Source organism: Synechococcus sp. BDU 130192 (assembly GCF_963876085.1).
GTDB lineage: Bacteria > Cyanobacteriota > Cyanobacteriia > Cyanobacteriales > MRBY01 > MRBY01.
Genome location: NZ_CAWNNO010000061.1, coordinates 57,068 through 73,038, shown reverse-complemented (window position 1 = coordinate 73,038; position 15,971 = coordinate 57,068). Strand labels below are relative to the sequence as shown.

19 protein-coding genes are annotated in these 15,971 nt (G+C 48.8%); 6 read left to right on the top strand and 13 right to left on the bottom strand.

Annotated features, from left to right (window positions below):
* Positions 1-11 precede the first annotated feature (11 nt).
* On the top strand, positions 12-1,031 hold the full coding sequence (locus tag AACT35_RS14770) for a methyltransferase (protein ID WP_099237569.1): 1,020 nt from the start codon (positions 12-14) through the stop codon (positions 1,029-1,031).
* Between the two features lie 128 nt (positions 1,032-1,159).
* Here the strand turns inward: AACT35_RS14770 and AACT35_RS14765 are convergent, their stop codons facing one another.
* From AACT35_RS14765 to AACT35_RS14745, 5 genes are all read right to left on the bottom strand, one after another.
* Positions 1,160-2,101: a DUF1517 domain-containing protein gene (locus AACT35_RS14765; protein ID WP_099237567.1), complete on the bottom strand. Its 942-nt coding sequence runs from the start codon at positions 2,099-2,101 to the stop codon at positions 1,160-1,162.
* An 84-nt stretch (positions 2,102-2,185) separates the two neighbouring features.
* Positions 2,186-2,761 (bottom strand): hypothetical protein, encoded by a 576-nt coding sequence (locus tag AACT35_RS14760; RefSeq protein ID WP_254047931.1) that lies wholly within the window; start codon positions 2,759-2,761, stop codon positions 2,186-2,188.
* Positions 2,762-2,766: 5 nt separating this feature from the next.
* Positions 2,767-3,402, bottom strand: coding sequence for a ParA family protein (locus AACT35_RS14755; protein WP_012306948.1), 636 nt, complete (start codon positions 3,400-3,402; stop codon positions 2,767-2,769).
* Between the two features lie 106 nt (positions 3,403-3,508).
* Positions 3,509-4,252, bottom strand: coding sequence for a nucleotidyl transferase AbiEii/AbiGii toxin family protein (locus AACT35_RS14750; protein ID WP_216820505.1), 744 nt, complete (start codon positions 4,250-4,252; stop codon positions 3,509-3,511).
* Positions 4,249-4,482 carry a hypothetical protein gene (locus tag AACT35_RS14745; RefSeq protein WP_062433740.1) on the bottom strand — a complete coding sequence of 78 codons (234 nt, stop codon included), beginning with the start codon at positions 4,480-4,482 and terminating at the stop codon, positions 4,249-4,251. Before AACT35_RS14745 ends, AACT35_RS14750 begins: the two co-directional genes overlap by 4 nt.
* An 81-nt stretch (positions 4,483-4,563) precedes the next feature.
* On the opposite strand from AACT35_RS14745, the gene AACT35_RS14740 reads away from it, so the two are divergent.
* A complete protein-coding gene (locus AACT35_RS14740) occupies positions 4,564-7,266 on the top strand; it encodes a CBS domain-containing protein (RefSeq protein ID WP_099237563.1) in 2,703 nt (900 codons plus the stop codon).
* Here the strand turns inward: AACT35_RS14740 and AACT35_RS14735 are convergent, their stop codons facing one another.
* From AACT35_RS14735 to AACT35_RS14720, 4 genes are all read right to left on the bottom strand, one after another.
* Positions 7,267-7,743: a cupin domain-containing protein gene (locus AACT35_RS14735; RefSeq protein WP_099237561.1), complete on the bottom strand. Its 477-nt coding sequence runs from the start codon at positions 7,741-7,743 to the stop codon at positions 7,267-7,269.
* Positions 7,744-7,827: 84 nt separating this feature from the next.
* Complete coding sequence (locus AACT35_RS14730) at positions 7,828-8,196, bottom strand: HEPN domain-containing protein (RefSeq protein WP_339374626.1); 369 nt, start codon at positions 8,194-8,196, stop codon at positions 7,828-7,830.
* Between the two features lie 20 nt (positions 8,197-8,216).
* Entirely contained in the window at positions 8,217-8,540 is a 324-nt protein-coding gene (locus AACT35_RS14725) for a nucleotidyltransferase domain-containing protein (RefSeq protein ID WP_099237557.1), read from the bottom strand.
* 103 nt (positions 8,541-8,643) lie between these two features.
* Positions 8,644-10,374 (bottom strand): diflavin flavoprotein, encoded by a 1,731-nt coding sequence (locus tag AACT35_RS14720; RefSeq protein WP_099237555.1) that lies wholly within the window; start codon positions 10,372-10,374, stop codon positions 8,644-8,646.
* A 118-nt stretch (positions 10,375-10,492) separates the two neighbouring features.
* Between AACT35_RS14720 and chrA the strand changes: the two genes are divergently transcribed.
* On the top strand, positions 10,493-11,635 hold the full coding sequence (gene chrA / locus AACT35_RS14715) for a chromate efflux transporter (protein WP_099237553.1): 1,143 nt from the start codon (positions 10,493-10,495) through the stop codon (positions 11,633-11,635).
* A 10-nt stretch (positions 11,636-11,645) separates the two neighbouring features.
* Here chrA and AACT35_RS14710 read toward each other — a convergent pair whose 3' ends face one another.
* Both AACT35_RS14710 and AACT35_RS14705 read right to left on the bottom strand, forming a co-directional pair.
* On the bottom strand, positions 11,646-11,876 hold the full coding sequence (locus tag AACT35_RS14710) for a hypothetical protein (RefSeq protein WP_065711658.1): 231 nt from the start codon (positions 11,874-11,876) through the stop codon (positions 11,646-11,648).
* Positions 11,873-12,136, bottom strand: coding sequence for a BrnT family toxin (locus AACT35_RS14705; protein WP_173867207.1), 264 nt, complete (start codon positions 12,134-12,136; stop codon positions 11,873-11,875). Before AACT35_RS14705 ends, AACT35_RS14710 begins: the two co-directional genes overlap by 4 nt.
* Positions 12,137-12,284: 148 nt before the next feature.
* Here AACT35_RS14705 and ureA point away from each other — a divergent pair, with 148 nt between their 5' ends.
* The 3 genes from ureA to AACT35_RS14690 all read left to right on the top strand — a co-directional run bounded on the left by ureA (position 12,285) and on the right by AACT35_RS14690 (position 14,090).
* Positions 12,285-12,587 carry an urease subunit gamma gene (gene ureA / locus AACT35_RS14700; protein WP_012306939.1) on the top strand — a complete coding sequence of 101 codons (303 nt, stop codon included), beginning with the start codon at positions 12,285-12,287 and terminating at the stop codon, positions 12,585-12,587.
* A gap of 158 nt (positions 12,588-12,745) precedes the next feature.
* Positions 12,746-13,393, top strand: a complete 648-nt coding sequence (locus tag AACT35_RS14695) for a MotA/TolQ/ExbB proton channel family protein (RefSeq protein ID WP_012306938.1) — start codon at positions 12,746-12,748, stop codon at positions 13,391-13,393.
* A complete protein-coding gene (locus AACT35_RS14690) occupies positions 13,383-14,090 on the top strand; it encodes an ExbD/TolR family protein (protein WP_099237551.1) in 708 nt (235 codons plus the stop codon). The genes AACT35_RS14695 and AACT35_RS14690 overlap by 11 nt, the downstream gene beginning before the upstream one ends.
* On the opposite strand, the gene tmk is transcribed toward AACT35_RS14690, so the two are convergent.
* Together tmk and AACT35_RS14680 are read right to left on the bottom strand one after the other, a co-directional pair.
* Entirely contained in the window at positions 14,044-14,703 is a 660-nt protein-coding gene (gene tmk / locus AACT35_RS14685) for a dTMP kinase (RefSeq protein ID WP_099237549.1), read from the bottom strand. The genes AACT35_RS14690 and tmk overlap by 47 nt on opposite strands.
* Positions 14,703-15,920, bottom strand: coding sequence for an FAD-dependent oxidoreductase (locus AACT35_RS14680; protein ID WP_099237547.1), 1,218 nt, complete (start codon positions 15,918-15,920; stop codon positions 14,703-14,705). The genes tmk and AACT35_RS14680 overlap by 1 nt, the downstream gene beginning before the upstream one ends.
* Positions 15,921-15,971 lie beyond the last annotated feature (51 nt).

Below are 15,971 nucleotides of genomic sequence, written 5' to 3'. Positions count from 1 at the left end.
TTTTTCACGCTATGGAACCGCCAACCCTCCCTCTCCATACCCAATTGCTCCAAATGGCCTCCGGTTATTGGCTTTCCCAGTGCATTTATGTGGCGGCAAAATTGGCGATCGCCGATCACCTCAAAGCCGGAGAACAACCTTGCCGTGCGTTAGCCCATCTCACCGAAACAGACGAAACAGCTTTGTATCGCATTCTCCGGGCCTTGGCCAGTGTGGGCATTTTCCAAGAAACGGCCCCCCAAACCTTTGCCCTGACGCCCCTTGCCGATTTTCTCCGCAGTGATCATCCCCGATCCATGCGAGGTTCTGTGGTGATGTTGGGGGAACCAGAGCATTACGAAGCCTGGAGTAATATTCTCCACAGCGTTAAAACCGGTGAACCTGCCTTTGACCATCGCTATGGCCAGGGGGTATTTGAATATTTCGGGAATCATCCAGAAGCGGCGGCGATTTTTGAAGAGGCGATGAACAGTTTCTCCAGGAATGAAGAGCCGGAAATTTTGGCCCATTATGATTTTTCGGCTTTCTCAACCATCGTTGATGTGGGTGGGGGCTACGGGGAATTGCTCGGCAGCATTTTGGCGAAATATCCCCAATTACAAGGTATTTTGTTCGATGAAGATTATGTAGTGGATAATGCGGCACCAACGTTAAACCGCCATGGGGTCGGCGATCGCTGTCAACGAATTGGCGGCAGTTTCTTTAACAAAATTCCTGCTGGGGGCGATGCCTATCTGCTCAAACACATTATTCACGATTGGGGTGATGACCAGGCGATCGCCATTTTGCAAAATTGTCGCGCTGTGCTGCCGGATGACGGCAAAATCTTGATCTGTGAAGCGGTGGTTCCAGAGGGAAACCAACCTAGTGGTGCAAAAATGCTCGATATCAATATGCTGGTGATGTGTCCCGGTGGCAAAGAACGCACCGCCGCTGAGTTTGAAACCCTGTTGGCGGCGGCAGACTTAAAATTGACGCGCATTGTTAGAACCACCGAAGAAATTTGCGTCATCGAAGCCTGTAAAGCTTAACAAAACCAATTCACTCAGGAGGAGATTGCTAGGGCAAATTTCTATAAAAATCAAAAAAAATCCCCTGTATTGAGGGGATTCTTTAAATCGCCATGATTTGCGTTGAATTGCTTTAAATTTTGGCCCAGTTATACGAGATTAATGTCGGGGTAATAGGTCAAAATATCGTCGGTGCTGAGGGTGTCACCAATCGCTTGGGGCGTCCATAAAACTTCGAGGGCCAAAAGGCGATCGCCACCGAGGGCACCAATTTGACGAATCGCTTGTTCGAGGGATTGGGAATCGGTCACTTTCGGTAAATCCACTTTTCCCATGGCCCCAGCGATAATCGTTACCATGATGTATTCGTTTGGTGTGCCGTCACTTTTGACTAAATCAGCACTTGCACTCTTCCCAGCCACATCCCGTTCGTTGTCAACGTTACTAAGGGTCTCGGCAGTAAATTTACTCCGTTCGTTCAGAGCCAATTGATTAAACTTAGCTTCGGCAGCATCAACCCCAGCTTCAAGGGATTCGCTCGCGCCATAGACCCAATATTCTGGGTGGCGCAACAGGGCAAGGGTTGATTCTTGAAGAACCTTGGCGCGTCCGGCGGGGGTTCCGGTATCAGCGGTGCTCGCCAGGCGATTTAGATCCTGCTGGAGATCCCGTGCTTGGGCCAACAGCCCCACCTGTACCTTTGCCACAGAAATTTTGCTACTGGGGGCAGAGTAACCGAGACTGTCGCCCTCATTCATGCCACCCCCCATCACGTTCTGGAAGGTGCGGACAAGGAAGCCGGCGATCGCCAACATAATGAAAAGACCGAAAATGCCGCTAAAACCACCGAATCCGAAGAAAGGCAACAGGAAGGGGAACCCAAAACCACCCCCAAATCCGTAGCCATAGCCACCCCCAACGGGAGCCCGTCGTGCTGGGCCAGGGGAAAAACTGCGACTAGGGGCACTGCGGAAGGAACCACCGCCAATGCGTCCTCCACTGCGGGCCGCCCAAGCATTATCCGCTGGGGTAAAGATCAGGGTAAAGGCCAAGACAATGGCGATCGCCCCATAAAAAAACCGTTTAATCATGATTGAGTTGTTAAATGTGCTGCGTAAAAATCCTGAGATCTATTCTATCAAGCCCCAGAATTCCGAGCATTGGCGGTTTTTCCCCTAATCAAACCAACCGATTTCCTCATCGGGGATGCTGGAGGGGGGCTGATCGGGAAATTGCAAATTTGCTTGGTAACTGGCAATGCGGGCCAGTACAAGGGCGCGGTCTTCCTCAACGGTGCGTTCTATGGCGGCTTCTTTTTCCGTTTGTTGGGCTTCGAGGCTTTGGATTTGACCGTATAACTTTTCGACGAGGCCCCGTTGTGCGTCTAATGCTTGTTCGAGCTTTGTCTTTTCAGAAGAATCCGCTTCGAGGGTCTTAATGGTTTTCTCCGCATTGGCGATCGCCTTTTGTTGGGCGGCAATTTTTTCTTCCAGGGCTTTTACTTCCCTCGCCAAGGTTTCCTTCTCCGTGAGCAGTGTTTGATCAACAGAATCTGTCGCGACCGTTTCCTGTTGGGCGTAGAGGGTTTCAATGTGGGCCAGTAATTGCGCCTTCGTCATCCGGGAAAGGGCCGTTGGTGAAGGTTTCTCCGGTGTATCATTAACCACTGTTTCGGGGGCAGCAGCCTTGGTTTTGTCCTGCTTTGCCTCCTGCCGTAACAAGTCCGATAAATTTTGTTTGCTGCTAGCCATAACCGTTAAGTCCAATCTCGTTGCAGTTCATCCGCGACACGACGATAATCCGTTTCCGCATCCTTAGCCTTTTTACCACGCATTTGGGTCATGGGAACGCCTGCGAGGACAGCTTGCTCGTGGGCTTTATAACTGCGCACAAAGGCATGGCACACCGGAATCCCTAACTCAATCAAGGTATTTTGGGCATCAATGCTCTCCCGGAGGCTGCGACTATCGACTTTTGTCAGGAGCACTCGGTGACTAATTTCAACGGGATTAATGGCCGTTTGCACCGTTTCAATTAAGGCGCTTAAGTCCATCGGCGCTGGTGGTGTCGGCAAGATCACATAATCCGCAATCCGGAGGACGGTCTTGAGGGCCTGCGATCGCAAGGCCGGAGGGGTATCAACCACGATCAAGTCATAGCCTTTAATCTGTCGGAGATTTTGAAGTAAATCTGGTTGATGTTCTCTACTGACATCCAGTTGCCATTCATCAGGGTTACGGTCTACCCACCAAGAGGCCGATCCCTGGGGGTCGCTATCCACCAAGAGAACCTGCTGTTTTTCGGCAAAAATGGCCGCAAGGTTAACGGCGGTTGTTGTTTTACCAACGCCCCCTTTACCATTTACAACTGCTAAAATCCGCTGGGATGCCACGATAGATTCGTTTTTTGCTTATTAGCCTTGATTTATGGTGAGACATTATAGCGGCTCTGTTCCCACTCCCTAGTAAATGCAACGTTTCTTGAGGGAGCAGTGACGATCAAAAAGGCGATCGCTCTTCCCAATATGTTCTGGTGGTAGGGGCAAGTTCTAGATCAGCACTGAGCAAATCCAGGCCATCAATCACATCGGGCCAAAAGTCTCGTTTTATTTGAAGACTTTCAAAACATTGCTGGCGATAATCAGGGTTTGTTTGAAAGGATTTAATCGCATCACCCAGGGGACGGAGCACTTCATAGGCATTTTCTGCTTTGGCGATCGCCTCGCGGGAAAGCCCTGTGTGTAACCGTAAAACAGCCAAATCGATTAGATCGCGGGATTCAACGCTTCTATCCGTGTAGCGATCAGCATTTGCTAATAATTTACTGGTTAAACAGTCGTTCAAACTCAGACAAGGGACAGGAGACCACAGAGGGAAGCGCGGCTCATCCAGTTCAAAACGGACTTCAGCAATGATTTCTAATTTAATCGGCACTTGATTGATTTCTACCAACAATCGCACGCCATACTGATCAGTGGTTGCTCGTCTAATTGTTAATGAAGAATTTTTATTTAAAAATAAACCTTGATCCCCTGCCTGATATAAATGGGTACGCAGTTTTTTGTAACCTTGGGAAGTAACAGAGCAGATAAGATCAATGTCTTTACTCCAGCGATATTCTTTCATATCTAAAGCGAGAAGTGTTCCACCACCAAAATAAGCCTGACAATCGAGTAATAATTTTGGATCAAGGGATTTGAGAATTTCTAAAATGTAATTATGGTGGGGGATTTTAAACTTCACAGCTGAGCCTGGAGCCAGGAATGATATTGTTTTGCAAGACGTTGGACAAACTCCAACTCTTCTCCTTGAGGAGGCTGAAAAATATCTTTATAACGCCAACCTCGTTCATACCGTGACAGCATTTGTTGGGGCGTGAATCGATAAACATCTTCTGTTTGCCAGCAAATCGCCTCTAAAAATGGCAAATATTGAGGATGATCAAGATTTTGAGATCGGGTTTCTTTGGCCATAGCTTAAGTAAGAAACATGACTCATAATGTTATTTTAATCACAGTATAGCCTACCTAAAATATTCCTTTCCCTGCAATTTTATGGATGTAATTCTCTGTCACCAAACCGTTGATTTTGATGCCCTGGGGGCGGCGATCGGCTTGGCATATTTGCGGGTTGGGGCGCGGGTCGTGCTGACTGGCGGCGCACATCCAGGGGTAAAGCGGTTTCTCGCTCTCTATCGGGGGGAGTTTCCGTTTATTGAGATGCGCTCAGTCCATCCGGAGCAGTTGCGAACCATTATGGTGGTGGACAATCAGCAGCGACAACGGCTGGGTAAGGCCCAGGAATGGCTAGATCGACCCCAGGTGAAGCAGATCGAAGTTTATGATCATCACCTTGATCAGGAGCGAGACATTCCGGCGACCTACGTGGAAATTGAAGACGTGGGGGCGACAACGACGATCATTGCCGAAAAATTGCAGGCGCGGGGGGTAGAACTCGATCCCTATACGGCGACGGTGATGGCCTTGGGGATTCATGTGGATACCGGGTCACTCACCTTTGACCAAACAACGGTACGGGATGCCCAGGCTTTGACGTGGCTAATGGGTCAGGGTGCCATGGTGAAAATTATTGCGGAGTATGCTGAACCCGGTTTTTCGCCTTTGGTGCAACATTTATTTTCGGAGGCGATCGCCAACCTGGAGCGGGAAAATGTTGATGGCCATCGGGTAGCGCGAGTCTTGTTAAAAACAGCGAATTTTGTGCCCGGACTGTCGAATCTCGTCGAGCAGATGATGCAAATGACCGACCTCGATGCGCTGTTACTGGGGCATTTTTATCATCAGACCGATGCGGAAGGGAAAATGGTGATCATCGGGCGATCGCGGATTGTGGGGACAAGCCTCAATCGACTGTTTGCCCCCTATGGTGGCGGTGGTCACGATCAAGCCGCATCCTTGAGCTTGCGTCTCAACGAACCAGAGGCAATGTTACACAAAATCTATGCTGAATTCATTGCCCAGGTGCCCCCTGCCCTAACCGCCCGAGATTTAATGACGGCCCCTGTGCGCACAATTTTGCCCCAAACTTCCATCGAGGAAGCCCAGCGGGTGTTGTTTCGCTACGGCCATTCCGGATTAGTAGTGGTGGATGATCAGCAACAACTGGTTGGGGTCATTTCGCGGCGGGATCTAGATTTGGCGATTCACCATGGCTTTCACCATGCCCCCGTTAAGGGTTATATGAGTCGAGAAGTGCGCACGATCCAGCCGGACACGACCATGCGCGACATTGAAACGATTATGGTGACGGACGATGTGGGGCGATTACCGGTGATCGAGGGCGATCAACTTTTGGGCATTGTGACGCGGACGGATGTTTTGCGACAACATCACCAGGACGAGCAGCCTCTTGATCTGTTACCCACTCCCAAGGATGACAAAAATCGCTATCCTTTGCGGGAAATTTTTGCGGAACGGCTGGCCCCTTCCCTGTGGCAGTTATTGCAGGGGGTGGCAACGGAAGCCGAAAAACGGGGCTGGCATTTGTATCTCGTCGGTGGGGCGGTGCGGGATGTGTTGCTGTCAGATTCCGACGAAGAATTACTACTCCAGGATATTGATCTGGTGGTAGATGGTTTCCATACGGCGGCGGATGTGGGAGCAGGGGTGACTTTGGCGAATTACATTTGCGATCGCCAACCGAACGCGCGGTTGTCGGTGCATGGGGAATTCCAAACGGCGGCGATTTTGTGGCACAAAGACCCGGTGTTGGGTTCCCTGTGGCTGGACATTGCCACGGCCCGAACGGAATTTTATCCCTATCCAGCGGCGAATCCGGAGGTGGAAGCGAGTTCGATTCGACAGGATTTGTATCGGCGCGATTTTTCGATCAATGCCCTCTGTTTGCGCCTGACGGAACCCCGGTCGGGGGAATTGCTGGACTTTTTTGGGGGGCTTTGGGATCTCAAAAAACGGCAAATTCGGGTGCTCCATGCCAACAGTTTCATCGAAGACCCGACGCGCATCTATCGGGCGGTGCGGTTTGCGGTGCGGTTAAATTTTCAGCTAGAAGTGCAGACGGAGGAATATATTCGCTATGCGATCGCCTCTGGCATTTACGACAAATTGCACCACGAAAAACCCCAGGCCCCTGCTTTAACGACGCGATTACGGGCAGAATTAAAATATCTTTTAACGGCAAAATATTGGAAGCCCGCATTACAATTGTTGGACGATCTGGGCGCGTTGAAATGTATCCATAAAAATCTGGCTTTAACAGATGCGGTTTGGTGGCAAATTCGCTGTGTGGATCGTTGGTTACGCTATCATGACCCCGATTATGAATTGGAACATTGGCGTCTTCGCCTGGAAGCTTTGTTGTTAAATTTGACCACAGCAGAACGCTTAAAAGTGGGCGATCGCCTGCAATTACCGAAGGATAGTTTGCAACGGTTAGAGACAATTTCCCAGCATGAAACGCAAATTTTGCCCAAACTTTTCCAGGCCACAAAGCTGAGTGAAAAAGTCTTTGCCCTTAAGCATTTATCCTTGCCAGAAATTATCTTGCTAGCCGCCATCAGTCCGAAAAAACTACGCCATGATTTATGGCATTATCTTCGTCATTGGCAGCATATCCAGGCTCCCCTTGATGGTTTTGATTTAAAAGAATTAGGCTATAAACCGGGGCCACAATTTCGCGATATTTTATCAGATCTTCTCAAACAAACCCTCGACCAAAATATTGGCGATCGCCCCTCTGCTTTAGCTTATTTAGAAATCCACTATCCTCTCAATTAACTATTCTTCCATGAGGATTGCTTTCGGTTCCCCGACGGTCAACAGAGAAGTGGCGAGCACAATAACTGGGTCAGGGGTTTCATTTTGGCCAAAATGTACCATTCCTTCGGATTCTGTTACCGCATCCCCAGGTTTGAGGAGGGTTTTTTGTCCCGCAGTTAAGGTTTCTTTTGTGCCATCCGTGCGGGTAATAAGCGCTGTTCCTTCGATCACTGCATAGGTCAACAAGCCAAATTCCACCCGGGCGATTTGCAAACCAGGATGGATGTGGGGTGGCAGGGTCGCAAAGGGGGGAATTTCATAACGCACCAACTCCAAAATTTGATTGGGGGCCGCTTCCGGCAACCCTTCAGCTAGAACAGTGCGAGTGACGGTTTGGGTATATTGATTTTTGGATTCTGATTCAGCTAGGGCCGCTGGGGAGACAGAAAAACAGCTACAAAGCAGGAATGAAGAAAGAAAATGATGGGGTTTCACAGCGAACGGAACTCACTTTTGTTAAAAGACGATAGTTGCAGTGTAAAAGTCCCTTTGGCGATCGCTTTCTAGGCAACATAATTCTTAAAATTCTTTGAAAAATTCTTTGAAATAATCCCTAGCAAAAGTAAGAAATTTTGTAGCATTTTCAATTTGTTGATTCGCTTGATATTCAGAAATTGCCTGAAATTTTCCATAGTCACCTGTCTGTCGAAGAGACTGGGCATCAATAAGGAAACGATGGAATTCCCGCGGCACTTTACCTAATTTAGCAAAATCTCGACCAAAAGCAGAAATTACAGCAGCATGACTCGAAAAAGTTTTTGCTTCTCCTTCTAAAAAAGCTTCGGCTAAGTAAAACATTGTGTAGTAAGCTCGCGAAACCGAATAATCAAAGTATTGATTGTCTCGTAATAATTTGGCTGCTTCTAAACTTTCAGTTGCCTTACTCATTAAGTTTTGCTGCTGGCAATTCACAAATAAGTACCTTCTCGCTGAATATTCCGAATGAGAGCACTCCGATGTTTTTCAAAATATTCATTGTCCATAAAAATGCGGTTGATTAAAATATCATATTCCAAGCAGATATCAGCAATTATAGCGCTGGTTTTTTCTAATTCTTGATCCAAATCAAAATTGTGTTTTAAAATAATGGCAATGTCAATGTCTGAGTCTTCTTTTGCCGTATTTTTCGCCTGTGATCCGAATAGGATTAAGTCTTTGAGTTCTGGCCCATAGATTCTTTTGAGAGAGTCTCGCAGTCGTTCAAGAATAGCACTAAGAGCGGGATGAACCATGGCGATCGCCTGCAATGTTTACTGTTTTATTTTAATCCAAGAAAAAAAGAAGTACTCAATAATGAATACTCCCCTGTGAAAGCTAAAAATTCAAGTTATTTAGTTAGTAGTAATTCCCCACTTTGCGGTGGTGAACAGCAGTTAAACCATCGGGGTTGGAGACGCGACCCGCAGCGACTTTGCTATACACAATCCAGTGATCGCTACATTCCATCCGACTGACCACTTCGCATTCGAGGTAGGCCAGGGCATCATTTAAAATCGGGGAACCATTTTTCGCGGTTTGCACTTTTACCCCTTCAAAGCGGTCTGCGCCGGGGGGAAAACGCTTGAGGAAATGTTTCATCAAAGGTTGGTATTTCCCTTCCTCGAGGATATTCAACACAAAGCGATCGCCCACTTGCATCAGGGATTCAATCGCTCGGTCTTTTGCCACCGCGACGGTAAAACCGGGGGGTTCAAAACTGGCTTGGGTCACCCAGGAGGCGACCATCGCCCCTTTCATGTCGCCTTTCTGGGCGGTGATGATGTATAGGCCGCCACTAATGCGTCCCATCGCTTTATCGAGTTCAGTATCGATATTTTTCCGTTGTTTGAGCTTTTCTTTTTGGGTAAGCAATTGGCCGAGGTCAGTGCCAGATTCTTCGCAGAGCTGATAAAGACCTTCGCTGGGTTCATCCTTGACACGAATCGAATCAAAAGCTTTGGTCAGGCCAGCATCCCGGAAGCGCATCAGCAACGGATCAATGGGTTCGTCGTTGCCGCCGTAGGATTCGAATAGTCCCACAACTTGTTTGTCCTTTGATGCGGCGAGAATGGTGCCCACGGCTTTGCTCAATTCGGCGTTGTAGGCGCTGTCGATGGGGGGCATGCCAATCACTAGCCCTGCGGCACGACCAACAATTTCGTGGACATCCTGGGGATCTGCGACTTTGAGATCGACCATTTCTACGTCAACCCCGGCTTTGGTAATCCCTTTGGCGATCGCCTGGGAAATACGGTCACTGTAGCCATAATCAGAGACGTAAAATACCGCCGCCATTTTATCGCCCTTGGTTTGGGCCTCGCTCCACTGGCGATACCACTCCATCATTTCCTTGGTGTTGTGCTTCAGCAGCGGGCCATGGCCATTGGCAACTAAGGTGATTTCCCCGTCGAGCTTGTCCACCCGCTTCATTGCACTCAGTACCGAGCGGGCGTTGGGAGCCATCAAACATTCGTAATAAAAACGGTAATCCGGTGTGATCGCCTGGAGATCCTCGTCGTAGGTGGCATCAGAACAATAGTGCATCCCGAAGGCATCGCAGGTAAACAGAATTTCGCTTGCCGGATCGTAGGTAAAAATCGTGTCGGGCCAATGGAGGTTCGGCGCACTGACAAATTCAAGGTTGTGACCGTTGCCTAAATCGAGGCGATCGCCACTTTTCACTTCGATAAATTCAAAGGGATCATGGACTAAATCCTTAAGGAACTTAATCGCAATTTTCGCGCCGACCACCACTGCTTGGGGGGCAATTTTCAAAACATCTTTAACGAGGCCACTGTGATCTGGTTCCGTGTGGCTAATGATCAGGTAATCAATGGTTTTCGGGTCAATTTCGCCAGTGAGCGCATCGAGGTATCGCTGCCGAAACTTCGCGTGGGAGGTATCCACAAGGGCAACTTTTTCGCCTCGGATGATGTAGGAATTGTAGGTGGTGCCATTTTGCAAACCGAACTCGATGTCAAAGCGATCGCGGTCCCAGTCCAGTGAACGAATCGTTGTGGTATTGTCGTTAACCTTTTCTGTCTGGATCGTTAACCGCTTTTCGGTTTTAATTGGCGTAGCAACCATAGGTAACCCTCCTACACTGTGATGCAATAGTCATCTTTCACTTATTGTGGCACGAATTTATTAGGGGTTGTGGCCTAGGCAGAGGGGGAAATGATTAAACATTTCGATAACATTCATCATGGCGCAATGGTCTGAACTGCGGGAGATTTCTCGATTATTTTTGCGATTAGGTTTTACGGCGTTTGGCGGCCCTGTGGCTCACATTGCGATGATGCACGACGAGGTGGTAAAAAAACGCCACTGGCTCACGGAACAGGAATTTCTCGACATTCTCGGCGCAACAAATTTAATTCCTGGCCCCAATTCTACGGAAATGGCAATCCACCTCAGTTTTAAGCGCGCCGGTTGGTGGGGTTTGCTCATGGGGGGCCTTAGTTTTACGGCTCCGGCGGTGGGTTTAATGCTGCTCTGTGCGATCACCTATCAGCAGTTTGGCACAACACCCCAGGGGACATGGCTGCTCTATGGGGTCAAACCAGTGGCGATCGCCATTATTGCCCAGGCCCTATGGAAGCTCGGGAAAAAGGCAATTAAAGATAGATTTGGGATCGGTTTAGCGGTATTTAATGTGGTGCTATCCCTGGTCGGTCTCCATGAACTGTGGTTGTTGTTTCTGAGTGGCTTCATTGGCCTAGGGAAAAAACTAGGGAGCCAATGGCTAAAAACAAAACAAACCCGTAGCATTGTTCCCGCTCCGTTTCTGTTGTTATTGAATGGCACCCCTGCAAATTTCAGTTTAGGCTGGCTTTTTTTAATGTTTCTTAAGGTGGGGGCGGTACTCTATGGCAGTGGCTACGTCCTCGTGGCTTTTTTGCGGGCAGATTTTGTGGAGCGCCTCGGTTGGCTGACGGATCAACAACTCCTCGATGCGATCGCCATCGGTCAAATCACCCCAGGGCCTTTATCTTCGACGGCGACGTTTATCGGCTATTTGCTCGGCGGAGTACCGGGGGCCGGGGTTGCCACCTTGGGGATGTTTTTGCCTTCGTTTTTGTTTGTGGCGATTCTCAATCCAATTTTGCCGAAACTGCTCCAGGCCAAATCATTCCGGGCCTTTCTCGATGGGGTGAATATTGGTGCGCTGAGTCTCATGACCGTTGTCACCGTGTTTCTGGCGCAATCGTCTCTAGTTGATCCTCTGACCATTGGGGTGGCGATCGCCGCTTTATTCCTCTTGATCAAATACAAAATCAATTCTCTCTGGCTGGTCTTGGGTGGAATGGCGATCGGGTTACTGGCCCCCTTTGTCGTGGCGCAATAGTTTCAAAACCTTACTGGTGTTGTCTCGCATAGGCATCCACAAGATTACGAATCATCGCTTGGTAGGAAGCGTTGTGGCGTTTTGCTTCTTGTTTAAAAAATTCAATGCTTTCCTGGGTAAATTCCATCGTCACCCGCACATGGTTTTTCTTGGGAATCAATTCCTCCGGTGCCGGTAAAAAATCTCTCACCACAGTAACTTCACCAATCGGTTTAGCGGGATCCGGCGTGATATTGCTCATAAAATTTTCTCCATATTACGCCATTCAGCAGCACCAAAAATACGAATAACCTGATGGCGATAGGTAAACCGCTCCGTCAAAATACGCTCTTCTACTTTACCAATGCAGAACCATCGCTCTTCCACCTCGCTATGCTGAGCATCATGGACAATTAAACGATGGGGATCGAAGAAAGCATATTGGGCCGTTTCAAAATCAATACCATGTTTTGCTTTGTTACTAATATTCCGTTGATGATGCCACTCAAACGATGAGTACATATAGCTTTACATATTTTTATCCATATTACTTTACTGATTAGCTCAGAAAAAATAAAAAGTTCTCGACCTGATTACTGGGGTAGTGGGTTTGAATTTAGGGGAGTCAAGGTAGACTAAAATCACATTCATCCGCATATCAGTCCAAACCATGCAACTCTCGCCCCAGGAAAAAGACAAGCTGCTCATTTTTACGGCCTTTCTAGTGGCGGAACGCCGGAAAAATAAAGGACTTAAGCTCAACTATCCTGAAGCGGTGGCCTACATTTCAGGCTTAATCCTGGAAGGAGCACGGGAAGGTAAACTGGTCGCCGAACTGATGAGCGAAGGACAGACTTGGCTGACCCGTGATGATGTCATGGCCGGGGTCGCCGAAATGGTGGATGAAGTACAGGTAGAAGCGACTTTTCCCGACGGGACAAAACTGGTAACGATCCACAATCCGATCCAATAATCAAAAAATCCAGAAATTTCCCTAAAAATTTCTGCCCTCCAACAGACGAATAAAACACCATTAAAAACCTTAGAATTGGAGCAGTCTTTTTTTTGGTGTGACCGGAGTGAGGTGCCTCGGTGAATGTTCTAGATATCCTAAACCGTGGGGGGCCAGCGATGTGGCCCCTAGTACTCTTGTCGATTATGGCTCTGAGTACGATTATTGAGCGGCTGTGGTTTTGGTGGAAAGTGATCCAACAAAGCCAGCGGGTCCAGGACAAAATTTTGGATGCTGCCCATTACCAATGGCAAGCGGTGAGCGAAATTGCCCGCACCTGCCAAAAACATCCCCTTGGTCGCTTCCTCTATGCTCCTTTGAAGCAACAGGCCACCGACCCAGAAATTTTTCACTTGGCCCTCGAAGCGGCGGCAGATGAAGAATTGGCGAATATGCGTCGCGGTGAAAAGGTCTTAGAAGCAGTCATTGCCCTCTCGCCTTTGTTAGGTCTCCTGGGAACTGTTTTGGGCTTAATCAACTCCTTAGGATCAATCCAATTGAGTGATTTAGGTACAGATTCGACCACGGGGGTAACCTTGGGGATCAGTGAGTCGCTCTTTTCGACGGCGATGGGTTTGATCGTCGCGATTGTGGCCCTAGCTTTTTACCGTTTGTTCCAAGCGCTTTCGAGCAATCAGGTGCGCCTTTTCCGTCAAGCGGGCAGTGAACTAGAAATGCTCTATCGCCAAAATTATCTCGAAGGATTACCTGCTTCTGTTGACAATGTAGATGCAATGCTCATTGAAGGAGACCAAAATGAAGCGTGAGCCAATTAAGCCAGAAACTTTGGGTTTAAGGCCGTTCCAACTCTGGCAAGAAAATTCTGCGCCGGATCTGCGCATCGAAATTATTCCGCTGATCGATGTAATTTTTTGTGTGCTGACCTTTTTTATCCTGGCGGCAGTGAATTTATCGCGACAGCAAGCAATTAACTTAAACTTACCTGTGGCGGAGAGCGCAACGACCCAAATGCCCGATATGGTCATTGTAAGTTTGACGGACTTTGGGCAAATCTATGTGGAAAAACAACTGATTGAGACCCAGGCCCAATTTTCACAAATTGTTGAGGATTATTTAGGGCGCAATCCTAATGGTGTCGTTGTGCTCAATGCGTCGGAAAAGCGGCCCTATCAGGAAGTGATTCAGGTTTTAGATTGGCTCAAATCCATTGGTGGCGAACGGGTCGCCTTGGGAACGGGCGCAGGCACCCAGGGGGAACAGGCCCTTGATTCTTTCTTTGAGGGCCAACAAACTCCGGGCTTGAATCCAGGTGCGCCGACAATTCCCCAGGTGCCGGGAGTCAATCCGAATAATGATTTTCAGCTTGAGCCCCTCGATAGTGGCACGCCGCTACCACCGCCCAATGGGAATGGGTTTGATTTGGAGTTGCAGCCCCTAGAGGAGTTCGGGACGCCGCCTAGTCCGACCCAGATTCAGGAGCAGTTACAAAATAATCAGCAATAGTCTGAAGAATTTGCTGGTGGATGGTTTCAGGGGGTTGGGTGGCGTCGAGTTGTTGCCAATTCCCTGGATAGGTTTGAAAAATTTGTTGATAGTTTTGGCGCACTTGGGTAAGTTTGGTTTTGGTTTCGTAGATTTCTTGGTGCGATCGCCTTTGGACGCGCTCTAGGGCCACCTCCACGGGAAGATCGCAATAAAACACCAGATCGGGATTGGGAAAATCTTGGTTGAGACGGTAAATAAATTCGTATTCGGCGGCATTGTTGGCGTTGTAGGCGAGGGAAGAAAAATAATAGCGGGTCGTAATCACCTGGATCCCAGCGGCAAGTTGTTTGAAGACGCCATCAATTTCGTTGTAAAGATGATCATGGCGATCGCCAGCGAAGAGATAGGCCAGTTGCCGATTTAGTTGGACTGGATCAGTGGTAAAGCGCAGCCGTTGCCGTAGGGTCTCGCGAACGAGGTTGCCGATAATGCCGTTGGAGGGTTCGGGACTGAGGACGGCGGGGATCTTTTGTCGCTGAAAATGTTGATACAAAAGCTCGGCTTGGGTTGAACTACCGGAACCGTCAACCCCTTCAAAAACGATAAATTTTGCTTGGGTTTCACGCTGCATCACCACACCATCTCCGCCAAAAGGCCCGCATTTTCTAGGAGATTGTCCCATGTCTGGAAAGGTTTTTGGTTTTGAATCAAATCACGGCAATGGTAAATCAGTTTGCCGGAGCGATCGCCGAGGATGGTGGCCCCCAACAGTTGATCCTGGCCATCGAGCCACAATTTGAGCGTTAAGTCTTGGGAAAATTGCAGTTGATCAACGCGATCGATCATCAGAGTTTTACTCAGGATTTTTGTGTCGGCGGGAAGATTGGCGCCTTGAAAACCGATGTGATCAAAGGGTAGAGGTTCAAACAGACGATAGGGGATTTCGCCGTAGACACAGGGCATTTTCCGGCGCTGGGCCATATTGTTCACGAGGGTTGTCGCTTCGGCGATCGCCAATTCCGGCAAAGCATAACCACCAAGCACTGGCCCGACCCCATAAATATTGCTGCGGTGAGTTCTAAGCTCAGGATCAACCCGTAGCCACATCTGGGGCGGCTGACAAAAATCGGGGGGCAAATTCAGTTGCGTCGTTAAACCCCGGCGCTCTTTGGCCCAAATGACGGCTTTATTTTCCTGGTTAAAAAGGTCTGGGATGATCCCAAACTGGAGCGTTACCCCCGCCACTTCGAGGCAAGTCTGTAACCGTTGGACGCAGTCAGGATCTTCCGTGGGCAATAGGCTTTTTTCGCTAGTTAACGTGACTGTTTTTCCCAATTTTGCGAGGCAGTAGGCAAGGGTAAGGCAATGGGGATCGTGACCGACAAGGACAATTTTTTCTGGCAGGGTGCGCCAAATTTCTGGATTTAAGAGGTCAGTGGGGCTTAAAAAGCCATCCTGGGGAGGGGTAACCCAAGTGGTGCCCGTGGCGATCGCATAATGTTTGCTTTGGAGGCGACGGGTTGCGGTGACAAAACAGGTGCTGGGTTTCCAGACAAAATTGCCCATTTCTGGGATCACATCAACGCCCGCTTCTGCCAGGTGTGCCAAGGGTTCATAGAAATCATCAGGGGCGATCGCCCCCTTGATCCAAGTGGCAATATCCATTGGTTGAGATTGTTCGGCTAGGTGTAGCAAGGTTTTTTCAAGGGCGAGTCCCTGTTGATCCTGGAGTGGCTCCCCTGTTTGCTGCACTAAAACAACTTTTTTGCCAGAGGCGATCGCCCGTTTTGCCGTTGCGATGCCGGCCCCCGTTGCCCCAATCACCACCAAGTCGTAGTCCACTGCCATACCAACCCCAATTGCTCACGTTCAAAAGGGATATCATAACCCAGGTTTCGG